This is a genomic window from Lysinibacillus sp. A4 (genome assembly GCF_024919535.1).
Taxonomy (GTDB): Bacteria; Bacillota; Bacilli; order Bacillales_A; family Planococcaceae; genus Lysinibacillus; species Lysinibacillus capsici.
This window is the reverse complement of record NZ_JANWTB010000014.1, coordinates 1-25,171: the sequence shown is the minus strand read 5'-3', so window position 1 is coordinate 25,171 and position 25,171 is coordinate 1. Positions and strand designations below refer to the sequence as shown.

General features: G+C 38.3%; 24 protein-coding genes, 2 rRNA genes and 2 pseudogenes. 10 read left to right on the top strand and 18 right to left on the bottom strand.

Features of this window, described 5'->3' with window-relative positions:
• Positions 1–32: 32 nt before the first annotated feature.
• Together NY607_RS21440 and NY607_RS21435 are read right to left on the bottom strand one after the other, a co-directional pair.
• Positions 33–464: a protein-tyrosine phosphatase family protein gene (locus NY607_RS21440; protein WP_131522138.1), complete on the bottom strand. Its 432-nt coding sequence runs from the start codon at positions 462–464 to the stop codon at positions 33–35.
• Between the two features lie 20 nt (positions 465–484).
• Positions 485–1,432 (bottom strand): carbohydrate kinase family protein, encoded by a 948-nt coding sequence (locus tag NY607_RS21435; protein ID WP_054548551.1) that lies wholly within the window; start codon positions 1,430–1,432, stop codon positions 485–487.
• Between the two features lie 156 nt (positions 1,433–1,588).
• On the opposite strand from NY607_RS21435, the gene NY607_RS21430 reads away from it, so the two are divergent.
• The 7 genes from NY607_RS21430 to NY607_RS21400 all read left to right on the top strand — a co-directional run bounded on the left by NY607_RS21430 (position 1,589) and on the right by NY607_RS21400 (position 9,750).
• Positions 1,589–2,152 carry a GNAT family N-acetyltransferase gene (locus tag NY607_RS21430; protein WP_131522137.1) on the top strand — a complete coding sequence of 188 codons (564 nt, stop codon included), beginning with the start codon at positions 1,589–1,591 and terminating at the stop codon, positions 2,150–2,152.
• A gap of 18 nt (positions 2,153–2,170) precedes the next feature.
• The gene (locus NY607_RS21425; protein ID WP_259420336.1) at positions 2,171–3,085 is read left to right on the top strand and encodes an EamA family transporter; all 915 of its coding nucleotides are present in this window, start codon (positions 2,171–2,173) and stop codon (positions 3,083–3,085) included.
• A gap of 199 nt (positions 3,086–3,284) precedes the next feature.
• Positions 3,285–4,391 (top strand): extracellular solute-binding protein, encoded by a 1,107-nt coding sequence (locus tag NY607_RS21420; protein WP_131522135.1) that lies wholly within the window; start codon positions 3,285–3,287, stop codon positions 4,389–4,391.
• Between the two features lie 83 nt (positions 4,392–4,474).
• Positions 4,475–5,545: an ABC transporter ATP-binding protein gene (locus tag NY607_RS21415; protein WP_131522134.1), complete on the top strand. Its 1,071-nt coding sequence runs from the start codon at positions 4,475–4,477 to the stop codon at positions 5,543–5,545.
• A 12-nt stretch (positions 5,546–5,557) separates the two neighbouring features.
• Positions 5,558–7,264, top strand: coding sequence for an ABC transporter permease (locus NY607_RS21410; protein WP_259420335.1), 1,707 nt, complete (start codon positions 5,558–5,560; stop codon positions 7,262–7,264).
• A gap of 27 nt (positions 7,265–7,291) precedes the next feature.
• On the top strand, positions 7,292–8,806 hold the full coding sequence (gene argH / locus NY607_RS21405; protein WP_131522132.1) for an argininosuccinate lyase: 1,515 nt from the start codon (positions 7,292–7,294) through the stop codon (positions 8,804–8,806).
• Entirely contained in the window at positions 8,803–9,750 is a 948-nt protein-coding gene (locus NY607_RS21400) for an N-acetylglucosamine kinase (RefSeq protein ID WP_131522131.1), read from the top strand. Before argH ends, NY607_RS21400 begins: the two co-directional genes overlap by 4 nt.
• Before the next feature lie 18 nt (positions 9,751–9,768).
• On the opposite strand, the gene NY607_RS21395 is transcribed toward NY607_RS21400, so the two are convergent.
• The 3 genes from NY607_RS21395 to NY607_RS21385 form a co-directional block, all read right to left on the bottom strand.
• Entirely contained in the window at positions 9,769–11,073 is a 1,305-nt protein-coding gene (locus NY607_RS21395) for a transglutaminase domain-containing protein (RefSeq protein WP_259420334.1), read from the bottom strand.
• Positions 11,074–11,218: 145 nt separating this feature from the next.
• Positions 11,219–11,479: a metal-sensitive transcriptional regulator gene (locus NY607_RS21390; RefSeq protein WP_004233098.1), complete on the bottom strand. Its 261-nt coding sequence runs from the start codon at positions 11,477–11,479 to the stop codon at positions 11,219–11,221.
• 85 nt (positions 11,480–11,564) lie between these two features.
• On the bottom strand, positions 11,565–12,278 hold the full coding sequence (locus NY607_RS21385) for a glycosyltransferase family 2 protein (RefSeq protein WP_259420333.1): 714 nt from the start codon (positions 12,276–12,278) through the stop codon (positions 11,565–11,567).
• Positions 12,279–12,516: 238 nt separating this feature from the next.
• Between NY607_RS21385 and NY607_RS21380 the strand changes: the two genes are divergently transcribed.
• Complete coding sequence (locus NY607_RS21380) at positions 12,517–14,433, top strand: SEL1-like repeat protein (RefSeq protein WP_131522128.1); 1,917 nt, start codon at positions 12,517–12,519, stop codon at positions 14,431–14,433.
• A gap of 44 nt (positions 14,434–14,477) precedes the next feature.
• Here the strand turns inward: NY607_RS21380 and NY607_RS21375 are convergent, their stop codons facing one another.
• From NY607_RS21375 to NY607_RS21335, 9 genes and pseudogenes are all read right to left on the bottom strand, one after another.
• On the bottom strand, positions 14,478–14,885 hold the full coding sequence (locus NY607_RS21375) for a hypothetical protein (protein WP_131522127.1): 408 nt from the start codon (positions 14,883–14,885) through the stop codon (positions 14,478–14,480).
• Positions 14,886–14,956: 71 nt separating this feature from the next.
• Entirely contained in the window at positions 14,957–16,330 is a 1,374-nt protein-coding gene (locus NY607_RS21370) for a HAMP domain-containing sensor histidine kinase (protein ID WP_131522126.1), read from the bottom strand.
• A complete protein-coding gene (locus tag NY607_RS21365) occupies positions 16,327–16,998 on the bottom strand; it encodes a response regulator transcription factor (RefSeq protein WP_131522125.1) in 672 nt (223 codons plus the stop codon). Before NY607_RS21365 ends, NY607_RS21370 begins: the two co-directional genes overlap by 4 nt.
• A 73-nt stretch (positions 16,999–17,071) precedes the next feature.
• Positions 17,072–18,169: a DUF1648 domain-containing protein gene (locus tag NY607_RS21360; RefSeq protein ID WP_131522124.1), complete on the bottom strand. Its 1,098-nt coding sequence runs from the start codon at positions 18,167–18,169 to the stop codon at positions 17,072–17,074.
• 4 nt (positions 18,170–18,173) lie between these two features.
• Positions 18,174–18,569 (bottom strand): GntR family transcriptional regulator, encoded by a 396-nt coding sequence (locus NY607_RS21355; protein ID WP_048395924.1) that lies wholly within the window; start codon positions 18,567–18,569, stop codon positions 18,174–18,176.
• Positions 18,570–18,641: 72 nt separating this feature from the next.
• A complete protein-coding gene (locus NY607_RS21350; RefSeq protein ID WP_259420332.1) occupies positions 18,642–18,935 on the bottom strand; it encodes a substrate-binding domain-containing protein in 294 nt (97 codons plus the stop codon).
• A 34-nt stretch (positions 18,936–18,969) separates the two neighbouring features.
• Positions 18,970–19,320, bottom strand: a complete 351-nt coding sequence (locus NY607_RS21345; RefSeq protein WP_259420331.1) for a hypothetical protein — start codon at positions 19,318–19,320, stop codon at positions 18,970–18,972.
• Between the two features lie 88 nt (positions 19,321–19,408).
• Positions 19,409–19,669: pseudogene (locus tag NY607_RS21340) on the bottom strand (recombinase family protein); the annotation flags it as partial.
• Positions 19,670–19,875: 206 nt separating this feature from the next.
• Positions 19,876–20,217, bottom strand: a complete 342-nt coding sequence (locus tag NY607_RS21335; protein WP_237899034.1) for a hypothetical protein — start codon at positions 20,215–20,217, stop codon at positions 19,876–19,878.
• Positions 20,218–20,338: 121 nt separating this feature from the next.
• Here NY607_RS21335 and NY607_RS21330 point away from each other — a divergent pair.
• Positions 20,339–20,575, top strand: a pseudogene (locus NY607_RS21330) (O-methyltransferase); the annotation flags it as partial.
• A gap of 274 nt (positions 20,576–20,849) precedes the next feature.
• On the opposite strand, the gene aceB reads toward NY607_RS21330, so the two are convergent.
• Complete coding sequence (gene aceB / locus NY607_RS21325) at positions 20,850–22,448, bottom strand: malate synthase A (protein WP_259420365.1); 1,599 nt, start codon at positions 22,446–22,448, stop codon at positions 20,850–20,852.
• A 112-nt stretch (positions 22,449–22,560) separates the two neighbouring features.
• A complete protein-coding gene (aceA, locus tag NY607_RS21320; RefSeq protein ID WP_131522757.1) occupies positions 22,561–23,844 on the bottom strand; it encodes an isocitrate lyase in 1,284 nt (427 codons plus the stop codon).
• Between the two features lie 214 nt (positions 23,845–24,058).
• Between aceA and NY607_RS21315 the strand changes: the two genes are divergently transcribed.
• Positions 24,059–24,730, top strand: coding sequence for a LytTR family DNA-binding domain-containing protein (locus tag NY607_RS21315; RefSeq protein WP_131522756.1), 672 nt, complete (start codon positions 24,059–24,061; stop codon positions 24,728–24,730).
• Positions 24,731–24,819: 89 nt separating this feature from the next.
• Here the strand turns inward: NY607_RS21315 and rrf are convergent.
• Together rrf and NY607_RS21305 are read right to left on the bottom strand one after the other, a co-directional pair.
• Positions 24,820–24,935, bottom strand: a 5S ribosomal RNA gene (gene rrf / locus NY607_RS21310).
• Positions 24,936–25,046: 111 nt separating this feature from the next.
• Positions 25,047–25,171: ribosomal RNA gene (locus NY607_RS21305) — 23S ribosomal RNA — on the bottom strand; the annotation flags it as partial.

Here is a 25,171-nt window from a genome sequence, read left to right as displayed (position 1 = left end):
AAAGATGTACCTTAATTAGTACATCTTCTCAATTATTTATAAAGTTTTTGCAGAGCATCTTCCATTTTAGGGCGTATAGTTACCACTGGACGAGCTTTTTTGACAGCTGCCTGTGCTGCTTCTAATGAATCAGCTATTCCCAACTCCATTAATATAGCGGTAGCTGCAACCCCTGCACGTCCACCACCACTTCCACAGTGAACATATATTTTCTGCCCTGTCTCAAAGGCTTTAGCAGCTTCTTGCGCGACTTGTTGGATGGATGATGCTACCTCACTATCTTCATCTGCTATAGGCATATGTTTATAAGAATAAGGAACTGTCTCCTGGTCTTGAGGGGATAGCCCTTGAACACGAACATCTATCACAACATCAATGGATTCTTGTGTAAATGCAGCCTCTGCATCTTTTGCACCGCCAAAGAACAGTTGATCCTTTACTAAAACATCGTAGTCTTTCCCCATATTCTCCACGCCTCACATGTTTATTTTAGTAAATGCTTAATATCCTCATAATATGGTAGAGCCGTTAAAGCACCTGCTTTTGTTGCGGCAAACGCTCCTAATTTGTTGCCAAAGCTTGTACAACGCACTAGTTCTTCTTTTGTTGTAGGTAAACCATTGTAATGGACATCACGTAGGACACCTGCCATAAATGCATCTCCCGCACCTGTTGTATCCACAGGCACTACTTTCTCAGTCGGTACATGTATAACTTCACCATTAAGGACTGCATAAGTCCCGTTTTCTCCTACGGTAATTAAAATAATAGGCACTAAATAGCTATTTAATTGCTCGATACCTTCTTCTAAGCTACTTGTCTCTGTCAGGAAGAATAGCTCATCATCCGTCACCTTTAAAATATCGACATCCTCAAAAAATGATGTAATCGTATCTCGACAAATTTCTTCACTGCTCCAACGTAAAGGACGAATATTTGCATCCATTGCAATAATCGCACCCTTGTCCTTAGCCATTTCTACTGCAGCTCGTGTTGTAGCAAGAGCTGTTGGATGGAACATTGTGCCTGAACACACCGTTAAAGCAGAGGCATGCTTAAAAGCTGCTTCATTTAGCTGTGATGGTTCAACTTGTAAATCAGGTGTTTCATCAACATAATCCTTAAAAATTCGCTCACATGCTTCTGTTAGATGCACATATACACCACTTACCCGTTTTGCTGGATCAAATACGGCATAATCCAGTTTCACACCCTCTTGGGCAAGCCCATCTCGCACAAATTGTGAGCCCTCGTCATCCCCCGTAATTGTAATCAATGCGGAAGGTGCACCAATGCGGCTAATACCCGCTGCAACATTAACCGTTGCGCCACCCATATATTTAGTAAATGATGTGTTTGTTACATCATCAGCAATATAGTCAATAAAAGCATCTCCATAGACTAATATAAAATCCTTCTCTTGCTTTGTCATGATAGTCCTCCTGAAAGTCTAGTCATTATAGATTAACACGAAAATTGTCATTCTATAAAGGTTTTTACTTTTGGCATTTCTTTATGAGAGGATGGATAACTTGAGTCATCCCCTATCTTTGTTATACTTGCCTATAGAAAGGTAGGGATTATCAAAATGAGTATTACAATTCGACAAGCGCAACCACAAGATGCCCATGCCGTTGTGCCTTTAATTATCGACGCCATTGGCGATATTGCTAATCGCTTAACTGGTGAGCAATCAACGGAGGCTGTTATGCAGGAGCTGACTGTTCTTTTTCACCAAGAAGACAATCGACATTCTTATTTAAATACTTTTGTTGCTACTGAAAATGAACAGATTTTGGGGATTCTCGTTTATTATCACGGCGAACAAGCCGTTCACATGGACGCTAACCTTGTTAAATGGCTTGAAGCAAAAAATGCGCCATCCATTGTTATTGACCAAGAAGCCCATGAAGATGAGGCTTACATTGATACAGTTTGTGTTGCACCAGCTGCACGTGGTAAAGGAATCGGAACATTGCTATTACAATTTGCCGAAGAGCTGACAAAGCAACGCGGCTATACAAAATTATCATTAAATGTTGAAACCCAAAAAGAAGAAGCGCGCCGTCTTTATGAACGACTAGGCTTTGTTATTACGGAGCCTTGGTCAATTATTGATGAGCCTTTTCATCATATGGTTAAACAGTTTTAGGAAGTGAATAACTAATATATGAAAAACAATTTGATTTACCCTCTTTTGATTGTTATTGCATCTAGTAGTTACGGGATATTGTCGACTATTGTCAAAGTAGCTATGCAGCATGGCTTTACATCAGCGGAGGCTGTATCAAGCCAGTATATTATTGGCTTTTTACTCGTAATATCCATCTTTATTTTTACTGACAGAAAATTACCAAGACCGTCCAAGAAGGGCTTACTTATTTTAATATGTGCAGGAATTTTTACAGGGACAACAGGTATCGTATACGGAGAATCTTTAAAGTATCTTCCTGCTTCTCTTGCAGTAGTCATGCTATTCCAATTTACATGGATTGGTCTACTGATTGATTGTGCCCTCCATAAAAGATTACCAAGTAGACCTGAAGTAATTTCGATCGTGATCTTATTTATCGGAACGATTCTAGCTGCAGGTGTATTAAATGTAGATTTAAGTGACATTCCTATTCAAGGATGGCTATTCGGTTTTACAGCAGCCGTTACTTTTGCATGTTTCATTCAATTTAATTCTCGACCTGTCGAGGGCGTGACTACCACATCAAGGGTATTAATCGTTTCCTCTGTGGCGTTTATTATGATCAGTATTTTCCTAAGTCCTGAGGTTATTTGGAACGGTAAACTATTCATGCAAGGCCTGTGGAAATACGGACTAGCACTAGGTCTTTTCGGTATCATTTTACCAATTTATCTATTTTCAATTGCTATCCCTAAAATCGGTGGTGCGCTTGCTTCTATTTTAAGCGCCATTGAATTACCAGTGGCTGTTACTGTTTCTGTTATTGTTTTGCATGAACCTTTAACTACTGTACAAATTATCGGGATTGTACTGGTGATTGCTGGCATGATGCTGCCAACCATTGTTGCACAACGTCAACAAAAGGATAGCTTATTAGAAGCACATTCATAAAACGACAAAAAACTCCCTAAAAATGGAACGATTCCTTTTTAAGGAGTTTTTTTGAACTTTAATGAAATGCCATTGCTTACCATTATGCACTTCGCTATGATGAATGCAAATGTAATTTTTTAATAATTCTAACATTAATGTTCCCCTTCAGTATTATACTGCAATATGCAAGTAACTTACTTTAAGAAAGGGGAAGTTGATGAAAAAAGCCTATGTTCTTGGTTTTTTCCTTATGTTAATGCTTTTCGTTTTAGCTGCTTGTAATGGCAAAGATCAGCAAAATTCTACAAATGATGCAGCAAGTAATGACGAGGCATCGGATGGTAAAAAAACAGAAGTAGCAGCAACGTCGCCTTCAGGCAAGCTAGTAATTTACACTGGACGTGACGAAGAAATGGTGCAAAATGTGATCGATCAGTTTAATGAAAAATATCCAGACATTGAAGTAGAATTTCTAACGATGGGTGCTCAACAAATTTTAGAACGTCTTCGTGGAGAGAAAGCCAATCCTCAAGCAGATTTTTGGTGGGGCGGAACGCAATCAGCGCTCATTGTTGGCGCCAATGAAGACTTACTACATGCTTGGCAGCCGAGCTTTATTGACGCTATTGATACCACACACAAAGATGTAGATGGACGATGGTTCGGCGAGATGCTGTTACCAGAAGTAATTATGATTAATAGTGATTTACTAACAAAAGAAACTGGTCCACAGGACTGGGATGACTTATTAGATCCTAAATGGAAGGATCAAATTTTAATCAGAGGTGTACTTGCGTCAGGCACAATGCGTACGATTTATTCTTCCATGATCGTACGACAAGGTGCAGATTCACCTGATAAAGGCTATGAATGGTTACTACAATTAGATGCCAACACAAAGGAGTACACACAAGACCCTAATGCCTTGTATTTAAAGCTAACACGTCAAGAAGGCAGTGTCTCCCTATGGAATCTACAAGATATTTTGTTAAAAAAATATACGACAGATTATCCTTTTGATTATATTTATCCTAAAAGTGGAGCACCTATTTTAGTAGACGGTGTAGCAGTTGTAAACAATGCGAAAAACCTAGAAAATGCAAAACTATTTGTAGAGTTTTTATTTGAAAAAGAGATGGTAACACAATTAGCTAATGATTACTATCAAATTCCTACACGTTCTGATATCGACAAAGCCTCCATGCCAGAATGGTATCAGGAATTAGATTTAAAAACATTTGATATTGATTGGCAGCTAATGTCTGACAAAGAAGCAGAATGGATGGAATACTGGGATAACAATATTAAAGGGCGCGGTAAATAGTAGAACGGGTAAAAATTCGGCTTATACAGCGAATTTTTACCTTCCTGTATTATCTAGATTCTTTGTTAGAGAGGAGTTAATGATTGAGAAGTGTCAGAATCGAAAACGTCTCGAAGCAATTTGGTCAAGTGTATGGTGTGAAAGACTTAAACCTTGAAATAAAAGCTGGTGAATTTTTTACTTTTCTCGGTCCTAGCGGCTGTGGCAAAACAACCACTTTAAGAATGCTTGCAGGCTTTTATTATCCTACTAAAGGCAAAATTCTTTTTGATGATCGAGATGTCACTCGACTTCAGCCCAATAAGCGCAATATCGGCATGGTATTTCAAAATTATGCCCTTTTTCCCCATATGACGGTTGATGAGAATATTGCATTTGGTTTACAAGTTCGAAAATTTTCAAAAGCTGAGATTCAGCACAAGGTTGATCGAATTAGAGGTCAAGTGCATCTTGCTGCTTACGGCAACAGAAAAATAAATGAGCTATCTGGTGGGCAGCAGCAGCGTGTTGCTTTAGCTAGAGCACTCGTGATAGAGCCAGATATTTTATTGCTTGATGAACCTCTCTCCAATCTAGATGCAAAATTGCGTGAGGAAACACGTATTGAAATCAAACGAATCCAATCTGAGCTTGGAGTCACAACGATATACGTTACTCACGATCAAATGGAGGCCATGTCTATGTCGGATCGAATTATGGTCATGGAAAATGGCTATATCAAACAAATTGGGACTCCTCAGGAAATTTATCATCAACCCAAGGATCGTTTTGTGGCAAATTTTATTGGGGAAACTAATTTAATTGAATGCTCAATCCAAGCTATTGATGGGGAAAATGTACAAGTACGAACAGTGAATGGACATAATTTAACTGGGCGAAAGCAACAAAGCTCTCCCTCCTTAACGCATATGATTGGAGACAAAGTATTTATTTCTATTCGTCCAGAATCGATTCAACTTGGTACTGGTGAAAACACATTAACAGGAAAAATTACATTTGTTGAATTCACAGGCATTAGCGTTAATTACATTGTAGATTTTACTGCGTTCTCACTTAAAGTAATGCTTATTAATTCTTATGACCAAATCAAAAAGATCGGTGAAGATATTACAATCCATATGGCACAAGATTCACTATACTTTTTAGGGGAATAGGAGGAAGCCAATATGGAGAAACAGTCTGAAAGTACGTGGACGCGAATTTTTCATGCTAATTGGTTTGTCTATGTTTTAATATCGCCATTATTTTTAGTGTTATTCGCCTATGTGGTTTATCCCTTCTATCAAACTTTCATCCAAAGCTTTGCTGGCGATGAAGCATTCTTTCACTATAAGAAATTTTTTGATATAGCTAGTCCAGCAAATTTAGAGGCCTTGTGGACCAGTATTTATATTTCATTTATCAGTGTTATTTGCTGTGCACTTGTTGGGGTAACAATGGCCTTTTTACTAGAACGCTATAATTTCCCTGGGAGACGGATATTGTCTGTTTTAGTTTTGGTTCCAATGGCACTTCCTCCTCTAGTAGGTGTTTTGTCCTTTTCATTTTTATATGGTGATAGCGGGATTTTTCCACGAATTTTTCAGCATCTATTTGGGTTGGATCACGTTCCTTTTGCCTTGAAGGGAATATGGGGCGTCATCGTTGTTCATACATTCACAATGTATACGTACTTCTATTTGACTGCCTCTGCTGCTATTAAGGGGCTTGATCCTGCTCTTGAAGAGGCAGCTACTAGTCTGGGTGCAGGGCGTATTCGCGTATGGACAAAGGTTATTTTACCAATGCTCACACCTTCTATTGTTGCCTCATCCTTATTGGTGTTTATGATTTCTATGGCTTCTTATACTGCACCTTTGATGTTTGGTGTAGAGCGTACTATGACGATGCAAATTTATTTATCACGTACAAATGGGAATCTTGAGATGGCTGCAACACAGTCGATGATATTATCTTTTGTATCTATCACTTTTTTAATCATTATGCGCTGGTATCAAAATCGCAGAAATTATCAAAATCTAAGTAAGGGAATTAGTGTTCATCGTTCAGAGGTATCCTCAAAAAAAGTAAAAATTATCGCAACAATTGCTTCTTTTGTTGGCACATTAATATTGATACTGCCTATTTTAGTGTTGATATTGATCTCTTTCTCTGTGGATGGAGCGTGGAAAACGCAAATTCTCCCAACCGACTATACAATCGATCATTATATTGCCCTTTTTACTGATGAACGCACATGGCGACCTATTTGGAACTCCATTCAAATGGGTGTTATTGCAACACTGGGCAATATCATCTTTGGTGTCGCGGCTGCTTATGCTATGGTGCGCTTAAATTTTAAAGGGAAAACCATGCTCGACATTTTGATAATGGTACCTTGGGCTTTGCCAGGAACAGTTGTTGCTGTTAATTTAATTGCTGCCTTTAGTACAGAAAGTATCTTTAGTTTTAATCAAGTATTGATCGGGACATTTTGGATTTTGCCATTAGCCTACTTTATTCGACATTTACCACTTGTTTTTCGATCAACATCCGCCTCTCTTGTACAGCTAGATCAATCAATTGAAGAGGCATCACGTGGCTTAGGGGCCAACTGGTGGTATACATTTAGACGTATTGTCGTGCCTTTAACATTCACCGGGATTTTAGCAGGGACACTCTTAGCCCTCGTGCAAAGCTTTGGTGAATTTGTTGCATCCATTCTAATTTACAGTACATCCACTATTCCATTGTCTGTAGCGATATTCCAAAAATTATATGCATTTAAATTTGGGACCGCCTGTGCTTATGGTGTCTTACAAATTTGTTTAATTTTAGTTGTCCTTATTATTTCTGAAAAACTATCAAAAGGCAGTGCTGGTACAGCCATCTAGCTGCCAATCTATTAGGGGGCCATGACAATGTTTGAAGATTTTCGCAATAAAACACAGCTGGAAGATGGGATGATATTCCCTTCTAACATCTATCGAAAAATTGTTTTACAGCCAGCTTATGATGAAGCAAAGAAAAATTTTTTAACAATTATGCTACAAATCAATATTGCTCATTTAAAAATGTTAGAAGAACAAGGACTTGTAAAAAAAGATGAAGCAAAGCAAATTGGGATAGCTCTAAAAAAAATTGACTTAAACTATTATCGTATAGAGGATTACAGTCCCCAATATGAGGATTTATTTTTCCGCATTGAAAATAAATTAATAGAGCTTGCTGGTGATATTGCTGGAAATCTTCACATTGGCAGAAGCCGAAATGATATGGGTATCGCCATCTATCGAATGACATTAAGAAAAAAATTATTATTATTAATGCGCGAGTTACTAACATTACGTGATGATTTAATCGCTGCTGCAGAGGAACATGTCGATACCATTATGATTGGCTACACACATACACAGCAGGCCCAGCCTACAACCTTCGCCCATTATTTAAAGGCCGTCATCGACCAGCTAGAGCGTGATTTTGAACGAATGCAGCATGTCTATAAAACGGTCAATCGTAGCAGTATGGGAGCCGCTGCCTTAACAACGACAGGCTTTAATATTAGTAGAGAACGTATGCGTGATCTACTAGCCTTTGATGATATTATCGAAAATGCATGGGATGCGGTTGCAGGGGCAGATTATATAGCTGAGGCTGCAAGTATTATACAGCTCGCTGCACTCAACCTTGGCCGTACTTCTCAAGATTTTTTATTATGGGCTACTCAGGAGTTTAATGCGTTTACACTCGCAAGTCCATATGTGCAAATAAGCTCTATTATGCCTCAAAAGCGTAATCCTGTTTCTATAGAACATACACGCTCATTACTATCTGCGGTTGTAGGAGATGCAAGTACAGTATTACAGATGGTACATAATACACCTTTTGGAGATATCGTAGACACTGAGGATGATATGCAGCCTTATTTATGGCGTGCCATTGACCGCTTAATTGGTATTTACAAGTTGTTTGGTTCGCTTGTTGTTACAATGGATGTCAATAAGAAGAAGTTAAAAAATCGCGCTGAAAATAGCTTTGCGAATGTCACTGAGCTAGCTGATACATTAGTCCGTTCAGAGGGAATTTCCTTCCGGCAAGCACATAGTATTGTTAGTAAATGTATTAAGGTTCTACTTGCTCATGGAGAGGAATCATTAGCTAGTCTTACATGGGGACTTGCAAATACACAATCGAAATTGATCACGGGCAAGGAATTAACTATTTCAGAAGAGGATTTCTATAAGACATTAAAACCAGAATCTTTTGTTGGTGTACGAACATTACTAGGTGGACCCGCTCCAGCCACTATGAAAGCTGCTCTTGAACGCTCCAAACTGAATGCCCACGATTTTTATGAATGGATTCGCTTAAAGGAAAATTCCATTATTGAAGCAGAAAAAGAGCTAACAGCCTTTCTAGAGGAATGGAATCAATGAAGCAATGGTTATTAATTATTGATGGTGGGGCGACAAAAACAGCATGTGCAGTTGTTCATGCTGAATCTGGTGACATTGAATATTCTATATCCGCTAAAGGCTCTAATTATCAAGCCATTGGTGTTGAATCAGCTACAGCAATTTTACAAGAGCTTTTAGCAAATGTTGAAACATTTTTGCAAAAGTATCCTAATTCTCAAATTGCTGTAGCTACCTTTGCTCTAGCGGGTATTGATTCTCCGAAGGATCATGCAGCTGTCGTAGCTATTGTTCAAAATGCTCTTAAGTTCACACAGCTACAAATAGACACAATGATTATTGAAAATGATGCGGAGGCTACACTATTAGGTGTGACTGCTGGACAGGCAGGTGCACTACTCATCGCTGGAACAGGAGCTATTGCCTATGCCTTTGATGGGCGGCGGATTGTACGTGCAGGAGGTTGGGGACATCGGGCTGGCGATGAGGGAAGTGGATATTGGCTAGGGCAGGAAGTCGTAAGAGCTATATTTAAAATGGAGGATGGTCGCGGGAAACCAACACTCTTAAAGGAAGCTGTCTATCAATCTTTAGGTATACAAGATGTTACAGAGCTCGCTGAATGGCTCTTCCGCCCTTCCTATACAAATGCACAATTGGCCAAGATGGGTTCCTTTGTGGCAAAGGCAGTCGAGCAAGAAGACGCATGCGCCATCCAAATATCTCAGCAAGCAGCCCATGAACTAGCTATTCTGGCGAATGCTGTATTGAAAAAAATTAACTATCAGAATTCACCATTTACTCTATATTGTAATGGTGGAGCCATTAAACATAATCCACTCATTTTAAAGAATTTCACAGATGAAATAACCTGCATGTATCCTCAAGTGGACATTACCCTTTGTCAGCATCAGCCTATTACTTATTTAATTGAACGAACTAAAAGGGCATATGACTGTTTATAAGTCATTGCCCTTTTCTTTTTAAAGTGCCAGTCTCTTCAATTCATTCGTCGTAAAATAGAGATACCCATCCTTTATAAATAAATCCTTCGAATCCTCCCTATTTAGTACCTCTTCTCCACTACCATCCGGACGAATCTTTGTTAAATACGCCCCTCGGGAATAATTACTAAAGTAGAGCCAACCATCCGAATAAACGATATATTGTGCACGAGAATTTGTGACACGCTTCATTTTACCAGTTTTCATATCTAGTACATATAGCTTATTATCATCTGCAATATTACTATAAAACAATTGGTCTCCAACCTGTGCTGGGAAGTCTATATCATGATAATAACTATATAGTGTGCTTGTTGCTTTTGGATAGTCTTCAGCAATCCACGTGTGATCCTTCGCCATTGTACGGTCATCTACTAAAAAGTATTGATAGCGTATTGCGCCCTTACGATCTGGTACTGGATCATTCCATGTTGTATCAAGATGATACCACTGTCCATCCAACTTGACTAGGTTCCACGCATGTCCCTCTTGACCTACATAGCCCACGATATATTTTGTTTCAATACCCAATTTTTGAAGCATAGAGTGAGCAAGTAAAGCATAGCCCTGACATACTCCCCCGTGCTCGGCAAGAACCGTATAAGCGCTGTGTGGGCTAGAATTCGTTTGTTCTGTATAGGAAGTATTGGCCACAATATAGTCATTGACAGCTCGTACCTTTTCTACATCCGTCATAGATTTTTTACTAATCTTAGCGATAATTTCTTGAACATTCATCTCTACATATGCCGCCTGCTCTGGCGTCATTAAATAGCTCTGTTCTCCAAAAATAGTCGCTTTATTTCGCCCATATTCATATCGAATTGAATGTTTACTTACATGGCCGTAAACATAGTCATCGCGTTTGATAGCATTGTTATAGGCCTCTTCTACAATTTGTTCAATTCGCTGTGTATTCCCTTTATATTGAATTTCAAACTTTGGTGAAAAGCTATTATAATACGCATACATCGCATCAGCTAGCTCCTCGGCATTTGTCACCACTAACTTTGTTTCAGGTTTCTGTATAGGTGGAGCTGTAGGGGCTACCTCCGCTTCATGTACATCTTCTATAGGTAGGGCTGTTTCAATTGAGGCATTATCTGAAAGTCTTGCAGTAACATCTACGATCTTGTCCTTTGTTGACAGTAGCATAGTTTCTATTTCATCATTATTTGTCCAATCGACCACCTGCTGAACAACAGCCTTACCAGCCGTATAAATAGGATCAATAAAAATAATAATAATGGCAATTATAGCCAATTTCTTCCACAAACTCCTCACCTCCAACCGTCTTCCTTACATTATATACAAAAAAAGCACAAAGAACTCACTTAAGGGCCCATTTGTGCTTGTTAATATTTGTTTGTTGATTTCAGAAAGTTTTTAGTCACTCTACTTTATATTGTTGTTACGAAATTCATATCTTTTATCTACTTTTCACCACTAAATTAACTGCTTCCTGAATGGCTTCGTTCATTTTTTCGCCATCCCCTTCAGCATTCTGTACACATTCCAATAGGTTTGTGCTAACAATAACCCCAACTGTACGGTCTACAGCAGAGCGTACTGCTGATAATTGTGTAATGACTGCCTTACAGTCTTTTTCCTCCTCCATCATTTTCAAAATGCCACGTAGCTGTCCTTCCATCCGTTTCACACGATTTTTCACTTGATCTGAATATTCCATATACATTGCTCCTTCTCTTATACTCGCTACGCTCTAATGAGTGATCGTTATTCTTTATCCTAGCTCATTATTTTAAATTTGAAACCTAGCCGTTACTATTCCTTGGCTTTAAATAATTTATGAGCATTCTCGTAATAATCGTACCAGCGTTTGTTATTTCATCGTACTGAATTATTGAATTCTTCTTTATACGTAATTGCCCAATTTCTACCTCGAAAACTGGACACTTTCTTTTAAGTGCAGCAATTAACATGTTTGTATCATAATCATAGCGTTCACCTTTTACTTTCATTAACCAAGGCAACTCATTGATGGAAATATAACGTAAACCTGTTTGTGTATCCATTAATTTCTTATGATACAGTAACTCGAAAAATAAGCTTGTTGCACGATTTCCCCAGTAAGAAAGAAATGTACTATCAGTTGAACGAAAGTTACGTACACCAAGCACAATCCCTTCAGAAAACACCTTTGTCATTGTTAAAACAAGCTTCACATCTTGTAAAGTATGTTGCCCATGGGCCCCCACTGTAAGGACACCATGGCACCTTGCTTGTTGTTCTCGTATATATGCAAAGGCGGTCTTAAGTGCGCTACCCTTACCAATATTGCAATCATGCTGGAGTACTTGGCAGCGTTCAATTTTATCTAGGTTTTCAAAAATATCTTTATATTTTTGATCACTCCCATCATTGACAATGATGATTTGAGTAATAGTCGTTGCTAATAATTGATGTACATAGGTAATGAGTGATTGTTGTGGATTATATGCTGGTATAATAGCTGCAATATTTTTCATTTCGATCCCCCACCTAAAGGCTGACAGGTTCTCCGTAGCTACGAATCTCCCTTATATCAAATAGTATCATGTAACAGCAACAATTCAACTGATGAATCCCATTAAAACATATCAATAATATCGATTTTTCTCCGATATATGAACAAAGAGATGAAGAGGCGCTTTGTAAAAAGGTTTAATAGGAAAATGCTTGCAATGACGCCGAGGTAATTAACTGAAAGAGGTGAGTACTTTCGTCATGCATTATGAAAATCTTGAAGAACAATGTCAAAAATTAAGACAGCTGTCCTTCACAATATTAGCTAAAAATTTACAGGATGCTAGTTTGCTCGCCATTTCAACCCCAGCAGAATCCTTACAGAAGTCACTTTTTGTATTAGAGGAAATTTTATATGAGATTTATCGATTGGAAATGCATACCGAACCTAAATTCAAAAATGTCCGAATGCTATTAAATAATCGAAGTTTTGTAGGGCAAATTCATCCTCGTCGGATTTATTTATTGATGAATCTAATTCATAAAATGACAAGCCATACTAGTAATGACATTGTAGAAGCCAAAGCAGCTAAAATTGTTTTAGATTATCTTAGCGATATTGTTGAATGGTTTATGAAGCGCTATGATCGTAGCTTCAAATCCAACCGCCTGCCTTCTCATATCACAGAACTTCCTTCAATATTTGATGAAAATATACTTCAGCATGAGCAGTCTCAAGAGGCTTACGAACATGCTGTCAAATGGTTTGAAGTAGCTGCCCAGAACGGAGATGCAAGCGCTCAATATAACTTAGGTGCTCTTTACAATCATGGTCGAGGGGTAAAAAGGGACTATAGGCTTGCAAAAATGTGGTATGAACGAGCTGCCGCACAAAATGACGCAAATGCTCACTATAGCCTCGGTGTACTTTATCATCTAGGCCAAGGTGTTATACAGGATTATCTAGAGGCTGCACGTCATTACCAAATAGCGGCTGATTTAGAGAATGCTGACGCCCAATACAATTTAGGTGTACTCTATAATCAAGGCTTAGGCCTATCTCAAAATTTTAACGAAGCTGCCAAGTGGTATACCTTAGCTGCCAATCAAGGTAATACTAGTGCCCAAAACAATCTAGGCTTTCTTTATCATAATGGCACGGGTTTGGAGCAAAGCTATGATAAGGCCGTCGCTTATTTCAAAATGGCTGCCCTAACTGGAGATGCAAGTGCTCAATACAATCTCGGCTATATGCATCTTAAAGGGCGTGGTATTCCCCAAAACCAAGAAGAAGCGGCAAAATGGTTTCATATGGCTGCTTTACAGGACCATGTGAATGCAGAGTTTCAACTGGCCATGCTCTATAATACTGGGCAAGGAATGATGAAAGATCATATAGAAGCTCTAAAATGGTTTAAGCTAGCGGCACATAAAGGACATTTAAATGCTCAATACTGTCTTGGCCTGCTGTATGAAAAAGAGCAGAATCTTGTGTCAGCAGAAAAGTGGCTACTACTAGCTGCTGACAATGGCCATATCAGCGCTGGCTTCGAGCTAGGACGTCTATATGTATATCAGCTTCAAGACCCAGCCAAAGCAATGTCATATTTTAGGACAGCGGCTGAAAAAGGCTATGCAGATGCACAGTATGAGCTTGGCCTATTACTGACATCTGGCACTGCTGTTCCTATAAATTATAAGGAGGCCGTGAAATGGTGGCGAGCAGCAACCGATCAATCACATATTCAAGCAGAATATCAATTAGGCCTACTATATGAACAGGGATTAGGGGTAGCCTTGAATCTTGAGGAGGCCCGCAGATGTTATCGCCTTGCAGCCATTCAAGGACATGCAGGTGCGCAGTATCAACTGGGCAATTTATTTGATAAAGGTAAAGGGGTAGAACAGGATTACACAGAGGCAGCTAAATGGATTGAACAGGCTGCGTCACAAGGACATATGAAGGCACAATACCAATTAGCCCAAATGCACATTCATGGACAGGGCGTACCAAAGGACTTTGCAAAGGCTGCCCAGCTTTATCGACTATCTGCTAATCAAGGGCATCAAAAAGCTCAATTCCAGCTTGGTATGCTCTACAAAAAAGGGCATGGTGTTGCACAAGACTATCAAGAGGCGACAAGATGGCTGAAAAAGTCACTTGAAGAAATTAAATAAATATTTTAAAACCTACCGCATCACATAAGACACGGTAGGTTTTATTAATGACTGCTAGTATCCTTTTGTTGTTGAATCATAAATGTTACAACAATAAATAAAGCAAAGCTAATTAATAGCGTAGTTCCTCCTACAATAAAGAAGACTAATGTAAAAGTGCTACCAAAATTAAATGGATTTATATTGTAAAACCACATGCCTAACGTTAAGCCCAGAACACCTACAATAGCTGTCCAACCATGAATGGTTACTAATTTTTGTGATTTCACTTTGAAGGCTCGATAAAAAATACCCCAGGCAAACATACTAAGCCAGCCAACAAGTAAAATATGTGCATGTATCGGTCTATATTCATAGCTACCTGATCCCGACATATGTGAACCTAAATACGTGCCGATTAAAGCAAAAATTGCCGCTAATCGAATAAGGCGTATGCTCCACTTTTGTTCCATACGATAACCCCCTAGTTATGTTTCAACTAAGTAGCAGTTTATCGTGTGAACATGAACTTTATATGAACTCCTTATGACAAAATTGGTAGATGGATATAAACCTTTGTGCCTGCATGCACCGTACTTTGCATCTGTATGGTCCCTCCATGTAGCTCAACAATTTGTTTGACAATCGCTAATCCTAGTCCTGTCCCTTGCTTGGTTCTAGACGCATCAGCGCGATAAAAACGGTCATATACTTTTGCTAATTGATCCTCAGTCATTCCTATCCCACTGTCCTCAACAAGAATTTCAAGTGAAGTAGATCTTTTTTGTAAACGTAGATGTATTTGTCCACCCTCTACATTGTATTTAATGGCATTTGTCAGTAAATTATCCCATACATTTTGTAAAAGCCCTGCATCGCCATCAAAAATAATTTGCTCAAGCTTATACGATATTTGAAGCTGTGACTCTTCCATTTGCCAACGATACTTTCGTACGGTTTCCTTGAGCTGTTCATCTAAGCGATAAGACTCACGTTTTACAATTCTTGTCGATTGGTCAAGGGAGGTTAATAATAATAACTGCTTGGTTAATGTAGATAGGCGTTTTGTTTCTAGCTCAATGATTGCTGCATATTCCTGTCTTTCCTGTTCAGTAAGGGAAGGATTTTTCAGTAAATCTACATACCCTTGAATATTTAATAAAGGCGACTGAAAATCATGTGATACATTACTAATAAATTCCTTCCGTGTACGATCAGTTTCCTGTAATCTCTCGGTCATCCTATTAAAGCTTGATGCTAATTGGCCAATTTCATCTGCACGATCAATATCTAGAACTGTATCAAATTTTTCATGCGCTAGCTGTTGAGTGGCTGCTGTTAATTTCGTAATGGGGCGAATTAATGCTTTAGCAAATAGTAGCATGGCAAGAAGGCTCAGTACTGTCATAACCAACATTAATCCTGCAAGTATTGTATGCACCTCAGAAAACAATAAACGAATATCTGGTCTTATGAACAATGCATAGGACTTGCTTTCATAGGTAAATGGCACACCAATTGTATTATTCAGTTCGTTAGCAAAAAATCCTGTTACAAAGGTTTCTTTAGGAAAATCTCGCATACCATGATAGGTTTCCCCATTTAAAACATGCTCCACAACAGATGTTGACAATGTTTTATCACGATATGGACCGCCAAAAAAATGCCCCTCCTCACCAGTTGTCACATATATTTGATAGCCGATTTCACCCAATGTTGTTAGATAGCTATTTAAATCTTCTGGTTTGTTTGTCTCAATATAATGCACAATATCCTGTGCTATGCTAACGTTTTTCGCATCATTTTTTTCTTTTACAACTTGATGGTAATAGGTATTCGTTGCCAGAAAGCCCATACATAAGCTTCCGAGCATTACTAGCATTGTGGTTACAACAAACTTACTATATAACGTTTTCATGTTGTTTCCTCTAGCTTATAGCCAACACCTCTTACTGTTGTAATTTCAACAGCCGTGTCATATCGGTTTAATCTTTCACGAATCCGCTTCACATGCGTATTTAACGTTTGCTCATCTCCATCATAGTCATAGCCCCATACTTGTTCCATAATATAGCTACGAGTAAACACTTGATGGGGTCGTGATGCTAACAAAGCCAGTAATTCAAATTCCTTTAAAGGTAATATAAGTGTATCTTCCCCTATTACAACCTCAAAGCTTCGTCGGTCAATTACTAGTTTACCTACTTGAATGGTTACTTGATTTTTTTTATCAAATCTCCTCAAAATTGCAGCTATACGAAATAATAATTCCTTTGGTTCAAAGGGCTTTACAACATAATCGTCAGATCCTGCTAAAAAGCCACGTTCTTTATCCTCTAGCTCACCTTTTGCTGTTAATAATAAAACAGGAATATCATAATCTTGAGTTAAATACTCTGTTAGTGTAAAACCATCCATTCCTGGCATCATCACATCGACAACAGCTAAATCAGGCAGATTCCCTTCGAGTAAGGCTAGTGCCTGCTTTGCATTTTCAGCAAGTAGCACCTGGTAGCCTTCCTTTGTAAGATAAATATTGACTAGCTGTAAAATATGAACATCATCATCGACAACAAGGATCTTCATCTGCCCACCTCCAGTTAATAAGAAAAAATCCGATCATATAGAACGAATTTTTTCAGCACAAATTACTATTATTTTATAACGAAAATATAGAAATCAACAGCAATAAGAGAAAAGGTAAACCAATTACAATATAGCCTCTAGGATTGGCAAGGTTCATGGTCCATCCTACCCCGAAGCGTTTCTCCACAAAAACGGATGGGTCTTGTCGATTCATATAAATTAAGCCGCCCTTCCAATAACGATCCTCATCCACGTCCATTACTTGGGAATCTATATTTGCTTCATAGCGTACTTTATGTTTATACTTTTTCACCACATATATCAGTAATGAACCCAGCAAAACAACTAAGAACAAAATAAATACTGGTAATAGCTTATAGCCTACTGTCATAGAAGGATAGATGTTGCTTAATTGTAAAATTGTTAATAAAGCTGTTAATGCAGAACTTATCAGTAGTATTTGCCAACTCATGTATTTTCGTGTTTTTAGCTGATCCTCCAACGATTCCTCTTTGCGATTTACAGCTAATTTAATTGCCGAACGTTTAATGGAGTCGGTAATTCCCCACATCATACATTGCATCATTAGCATTACCAGTGGCAGTGAAATAGCCGTAAAATAGGTCTTGCTTCTCCAGGCATCCGCTTCGCCACTTGGCCCCCAATGTACTGCTATATTATTTGGCATGAGATCGTAATGAAGGTATGTGTAAATGATCAAAAATACGGATATTCCTAATGGTACAGCAAAAAAAGACCAAGGAAGCATTTCATCACGGCTTCTTGCAGTTAAATCCACTGCCCGTACTTGTTTAATATTTGCACCCCACTGCTCTTGTTTTTTCAACTTCGATACCTTTTGATGATTTATCCAATACAACGCCATACTTACTGTAAGCATACTAAACAAACAGCTTAATAAAACAATACTTTGAATAGCTTCAGAAGGAGCAAATTGATTGTAACTTATAATCATGATGATTAGAAATACTATACCTGTGCCCCCTACGAACTGCACATACTGTTTTTTCAACTGAGCTAAGAGGGGATGCTTAATAATTTGATCAGGCACTGTGACTCCAAAAACGATAGTCTCTCTTACAATATAGGGAACGACTATTTGCAAAGCTAATGTCATGATGTAAATGGTTATAAAAACGCCAAGTAGCATTTTGCTACACTCCCTCTGCTGGAATTTGCAAATCGGCAAATACTTTTTTCATCATGTGCTCAATTTGTTCAGCTGTTGCGCCGAGCACCATTCCTTCTGCCACAACAGGTTTCAAATTCTTTTCGATTTGACGTAGTTGCTCAGGTGATAAAGCTCTCTCCTCTGCTGAACTTATAATAGCTCCAGATTTTGGCCGAATGGTAATAATCCCTTTCGCCTCTAATTCATGATAACTCTTATTAACAGTATGCATATTAACACCTAAATCGGCAGCTAAACTCCGCACAGACGGCAAAGTATCACCTGGCTTCATTTCTCCTCTAGCAATTCCTTCGATAATTTGACGTGTTACCTGCTCATAAATAGGTACGTCTGATTGAAATTCTATTTGAATAAACATGTTTATCAGCTCCAGATTTGTTATATAACTAATATAACAAATTTCTCTACACCTTGCATGAGATTCAAATGTTTAAATGGGGGAATTTTTTATGGTTTCAATAAATCTTTGCACAAGTAAATTCTGCTTCTCATTATTCCTTGTACAAATTGCAATTTTATGTTTAATGGCATGTATATCCTTCACATAAACTCTCGCCAATTGCCCACTCTCTACATACTCTCTAACCGCAAGAGGAGAAATAAAATTTGCACCATAGCCCGCCATGACTGAACGAATTGTTTCATGAATGCCATTAAATTGGAGTGCGATATTTGATGGTTTCACTTGGTAGGTTTGACATAATGAGAAAGGATGCTCTTTCATTTTAAAATGCTTTCAAAATTGATATGTTGCGCATCTATAATGACACGACACCCACTATTCGTCTTTCCTGATTTGTTTCTGGAAAGGATAATAGCTTTGATTGCTCCATATACTTAAAAGCTGTTGAGATTGTATTGAATCCTACCTCTAATTTGTTACTCAAATGCTCTCGGCTTACTTTGATAATGCCATTGTATGTAAAATCATAAATCAATTTTTCTAGCACTCTATGTACTTTCCATCCAGGATAAATACCTTGTGTGGCCAGTACGTCTTCTAATTGCTGCAGGCGTTCTTCTTTGAGTTGCCGATCTCCTTTTTGATTGCCGTATGTCATAAATGTTTGGACTGCTTGGTTTGGTGTAGTTTTTAGTTTATTTTTCATGATAGTTGCTCCTTTTTTGAAGCAAAAAAGCATTTTACATCGCTGTAGTAACGATACAAAACGCTTTCGATGACGGAAATTTTTTTAATAAATTTACGCATTTGGCGAATAACCGTTCAATGATCTCGATGCCTTCTTTAGTGTTTTGAGCAAATCGATCCAATTTGGTTACAACAAGCTTGTCACCTTCATTTAATTTAGACAGCAGCTCATTTAATTGTGGCCGGTCTGTTTTCGTTCCTGTGAATTTCTCTTTATAAATAACAGTCGCTCCTTCACTCTCCAACGCTTGAAGCTGAACCTCTAATTCCTGTGATACAGTCGATACCCTTGCATAACCGTAAATCATAGAAAAATACCTCATTTCTGCACTACACTTATAGACCTAAGTTATGACACCTTTTTACACCTTGATATTACTGCATCAACATTCTGGTGTCAAAACTATATTAAGTTTTGGCACTGTATAAATAAAAAAGACCACCTCGTATGAGATGGATACATCATTCTATCTATTCAATTAAAGCACCACGTTTGTTGAACAAGGAATTTTGTTTACCCTTCAACAATTGCAAGATATTTTTTGATTTCTCCTTCAGATTCAACAATTAAAATATCTCCTCGTTCTTTGGTGGAAAAAATCTTTGTACCAACAGGAAGTTTATTCGACATCTCATCTCTAAAATCTGTATTAGCATCATTTTTTGTTTTTATTTCACCGATTTGAACATCTTTTGTTAAAGACAATTCTTCAACCCAATCAATATTAGCTTTGTAGATAACTCCATCATACTGAAAAATATCAGCATCAGAATCTAATGTTAAAGCTTCTTCGGCATCTATACTGTCAATTGATACTGTTGTAGTTCCCCCTTGAATATTACATCCCATAATCATGAATAAAGCTAATGCGATCAAACCATAGAATAATTTTTTTATTTTATTTACCCACCTCTTTTATATAGACACCAATTATCCACCAAAAGTTACATATTCAACTAAATTTCTTCGTTAGTTGAATAACCCCGCTTACTTGAGGTGGGCGTTAAAATTAGCAAACTCTGGCGCTCTTATTATTGCAGATAATGTTGTACGTAATGGTGAGGTAATTAATGAAAATAGTGAGGTTGAACGTGTTACAGGCGTACAAGAATTTATGGATTTAATAAAAGCAAACCCGAGAATTGAAGCAACAGCTATACAAACAGTTGGTGTCAAAGGGTATGACGGCTTTGTACTAGCCGTAGTAAATTAGCATAGAAAAACCGCGTAACTAAAAAAACAGTTACGCGGATGTACTATATAAAAGATGCCTTACTGCTCCCCATCTAAGCTAGTAAGACATCTTTATCCCTTAAAATCTCTTAACTTTTATTTATAGACCCCTTTTAAATCAATCGTGCTCATCTCTTTAAACGGGGGAACAGACCCCGTCACGTTATGTTAGTGGAATAGGCTGGATTGTACCCGAGGGCAACCCATTTATAGTTATTAGGAAAGTTTGATATGTTGGATAGTAGACTTATATTTTATGCTAATTTTTCATACCCTGGAAGTGTCAAGAATTCCGCAAATTCATCTTGTTCAATTAAGGATTTAAACAGTTCAGCAGCTTCTTCATAGCGACCACTGTTATAAGCTTGTTCCCCAACAGCCTCTTTAATTTTCACAAGTTCTTCTTCCAATATTTCTAAAACAAATGCTAATGTAATACCACGTCCATCATCTAAGATTCCTTTCGGATGACGGATCCATTGCCATACTTGTGTACGAGAGATTTCTGCTGTTGCAGCATCCTCCATCAAGTTATTAATTGGTGCCGCTCCGTTACCTCGAAGCCATGAAGCAATATATTGTACACCAACACTACAGTTAATGCGTAGTCCTTCAATTGTAATTGTTCCTTCTGGTACAGCTACTAAATCTTCGGCAGATACTTGTACATCCTCACGCTTTTTATGAATTTGGTTAGGCGTTATCATAATAGCATCAAATTGCTCCATCGCTGTTGCAACCATACCAGGATGTGCTACCCATGTACCGTCATGCCCCTCTGTTGCCTCACGACGTTTATCTTCTGCCACCTTTGCAAATGCGACTGCATTCGCCTCATCATCATTTTTAACTGGAATTTGAGCTGCCATTCCGCCCATTGCTGGTGCATTTCGCTTGTGACATGTTTGAATACATAAAGATGTATAGGCTTTCATGAAAGGTACCGTCATCGTTACTTGCCCACGGTCTGGCAAAATAACATCCGCTTGATTGCGTAGACGCTTAATGTAGCTGAAAATATAATCCCAACGGCCACAATTCAAACCAGCTGAATGTTCACGTAGCTCATATAAAATTTCATCCATCTCAAAAGCAGCTAAAATTGTTTCGATTAATACAGTAGCTTTTATTGTCCCCTGTGGAATACCAATATAATCTTGAGCAAACACAAAGACATCATTCCATAGTTGAGCCTCTAAATGACTTTCAAGCTTTGGTAGATAGAAATATGGCCCTGTACCTTGTGCAAGTGCGTTTTTGGCATTGTGGAATAGATATAAACCGAAGTCAAAGAAACTGCCTGAAATCGGCTCTCCATCCACCAGGACATGCTTCTCAAGCAAGTGTAGACCTCGTGGACGAACTAACAGCACTGCTGTCTCATCATTTAATTTATATGTTTTACCATTGGATGCTTGTGTAAATTCAATCGTCTTATTAATAGCATCACGCATATTAATTTGACCGCCAATCATATTTTCCCATGTCGGAGAAGATGCATCCTCAAAGCATGCCATGAACATTTTTGCTCCAGAATTTAACGCATTAATAACCATTTTCCGATCAACTGGCCCTGTAATTTCAACACGGCGATCTTGCAGGTCGTTTGGAAGTGGTGCGATTACCCAATCACCTTCACGAATATGCTTTGTCTCTGGTAGGAAATCCAGCTTCTCTCCCGCATCAAGTCGTTTTTGGCGTTCTTGTCGAGCCTCCAACAGCTCCTTGCGGCGAGCATCAAATTTTTCGTGCAGGGCAAGAACAAATTCAAGAGCTTCAGGTGTCAAAATTTCATTAGTTTGCTCGTTTTGTTCTCCAACAATTTTAAGCTTACCTGTCGTTGCTTGTTCCATTAGCTGTTTACCCACCTTTGCCATTTTAGTTTCGTCATCCTCCGCTTTAGGAGGAGCGGAGGAGACTATTCTATGATTATGAATTTAGGAAAACACGTATTTAAACTACGACTTATACAAACTGTTCTGTTTCAGTAGAACCTGCCATTGCTGTTGTAGAAGAAGTACCACCAGAGATAACTTGAGAGATTTCATCAAAGTATCCAGTACCTACTTCGCGTTGGTGACGTGTAGCTGTATAGCCTTTAGACTCAGAAGCAAATTCTGCTTGCTGTAGCTTAGAATATGCAGCCATACCATTATCTTTATAGTCATGAGCAAGCTCAAACATAGAGTGGTTAAGCGCATGGAAACCTGCTAAAGTAACGAATTGGAATTTATAGCCTAACTTACCAAGTTCGCGTTGATACTCTGCAATTTCTTCTTCTGAAAGATTTGCCTTCCAGTTGAATGAAGGTGAGCAGTTGTATGCAAGCATTTTACCTGGGAACTCAGCATGAATAGCTTCAGCAAATTCTCTAGCTTCTTCAAGTGATGGTTTAGAAGTTTCACACCAAATTAAATCTGCATATGGAGCGTAAGCTAAACCACGAGCAATTGCTTGTTTGATTCCAGCTTTTGTACGGAAGAAGCCTTCAGGTGTGCGTTCACCTGTGATGAACTCTGCATCACGTGGATCAATATCTGATGTAACCATATCAGCAGCATCAGCATCTGTACGTGCAATTAAAATTGTATCTACACCCATAACATCTGTTGCTAAACGTGCAGCTACTAAGTTACGAACAGCATTTTGTGTTGGAAGTAATACTTTACCTCCAAGGTGTCCACATTTCTTTTCAGATGCTAATTGATCTTCTAAGTGAACACCCGCTGCTCCTGCTTCAATCATACCTTTTACAAGCTCGAATACGTTTAGAGGCCCACCAAAACCTGCTTCTGCGTCTGCTACGATTGGCGCGAACCAATCAAATTGATCAACACGTCCTTCAGCATGATCAATTTGATCTGCACGTTGAAGCGCTTGATTAATTCGTTTTACTACTGCTGGTACAGAGTTAGCTGGATATAATGATTGGTCAGGATACATTTGACCAGACAGGTTTGCATCAGCAGCTACTTGCCAGCCTGATAGATAGATAGCCTTTAATCCAGCTTTTACTTGTTGTACTGCCTGATTCCCCGTTAATGCCCCCAATGCATTGATAAAAGGTTCCTCATGTAATGAATTCCAAAGTCGAGTAGCACCTTTTTGTGCTAGTGTTTGTTCAATTACTACTGTCCCCTGTAATTTAACAACCTCTTCAGCTGAATATGTGCGTTCAATACCAGCCCAACGTGGGTTTTCAGCCCAATGTTTTTCTAAAGCTTCGATTCTTTCTTGACGAGTTGACATATTGAAATTCCACCTTCCCCTTTGTGTACAATATACTCTGTTAAAAAACTTTTAATTATCTGTTCCATAACAGGTTTATTTGTTGTAAATTAATATATAACAGACTATTTGAATTTTCATTATTTTTCGATAAAAGATCAAATTTTAAGGATAAAACTACCTTTTTTGACGATGAAATTTGGAAGACTGTTTACAAACAAGGGGGATATTCACAATGAATAATGAGTTAAATTCTTTCGTAAAAGATATTTCACAACAATATATTTTTATGTTGAAAGACTGGATACCTGCTGATTCATCCATTGCGATTGCTGTTGAAAATGCTTATATTTATTTTCACTCTGGTCACCACAGTATTCATTTAGAGATAGGTCAACAAGTATTACCTGGGAGTATTGCGGACCAAGTGTTACAGACTCAAAAAAAAACAGATGCTATTTTAGATAATTCCCTATTCGATACGCCTTATTACGGCATTGGTTATCCCATATACATTCAAAATAAGCCTGCTGCTCTTGTCATTGTCCTACCGTCATCATTTACAACAAAAAGAGCAGAACCATTTCAATTTTTAACCGGAAAGCAAGAGGAGGAATGGAATCCTGTAGCAATTAATAAAATATCTCATATTGAAAGCCTACAGAAAAAAACATGGTTTTATGTAGAGGGTGATCAGTATAAAACGAGTATTACACTGAAAGAACTTCAATTACGATTACCATCATATTTTATTCGTATCCATAGATCTTACATTGTAAATATACATTTCATAAAAAAAATGGCACGTGATTTAACGTCAAATTTTATTGTCACTTTAATTGATGGAAGTGAGTTACCAGTGAGTCAATCTTACCTAAATGATCTTCGGAGTGCTCTTGAGTTTTAAGTATATAGGACTGTCCTTTTCGGGGGATAGCCTACTTTAGACTGAGCACAACAAAAAAGACCAGAGAATAAATTCTCTGGTCTTTTTTTGCCTAGCGACGTCCTACTCTCACAGGGGGAAGCCCCCAACTACCATCGGCGCTAAAGAGCTTAACTTCCGTGTTCGGTATGGGAACGGGTGTGACCTCTTTGCCATCATCACTAGACTATGATCGACCTTCCATACACGGATTATTGGTGTATCTAGAAGCTCTCTTTTTAGAAAGATTTGCTCTTTCAAAACTGGATAAACGGCACATTGAATGTTTCAAACGTTTTTGGTTAAGTCCTCGATCGATTAGTATTCGTCAGCTCCATGTGTCACCACACTTCCACCTCGAACCTATCTACCTCATCGTCTTTGAGGGATCTTACTTACTTGCGTAATGGGAAATCTCATCTT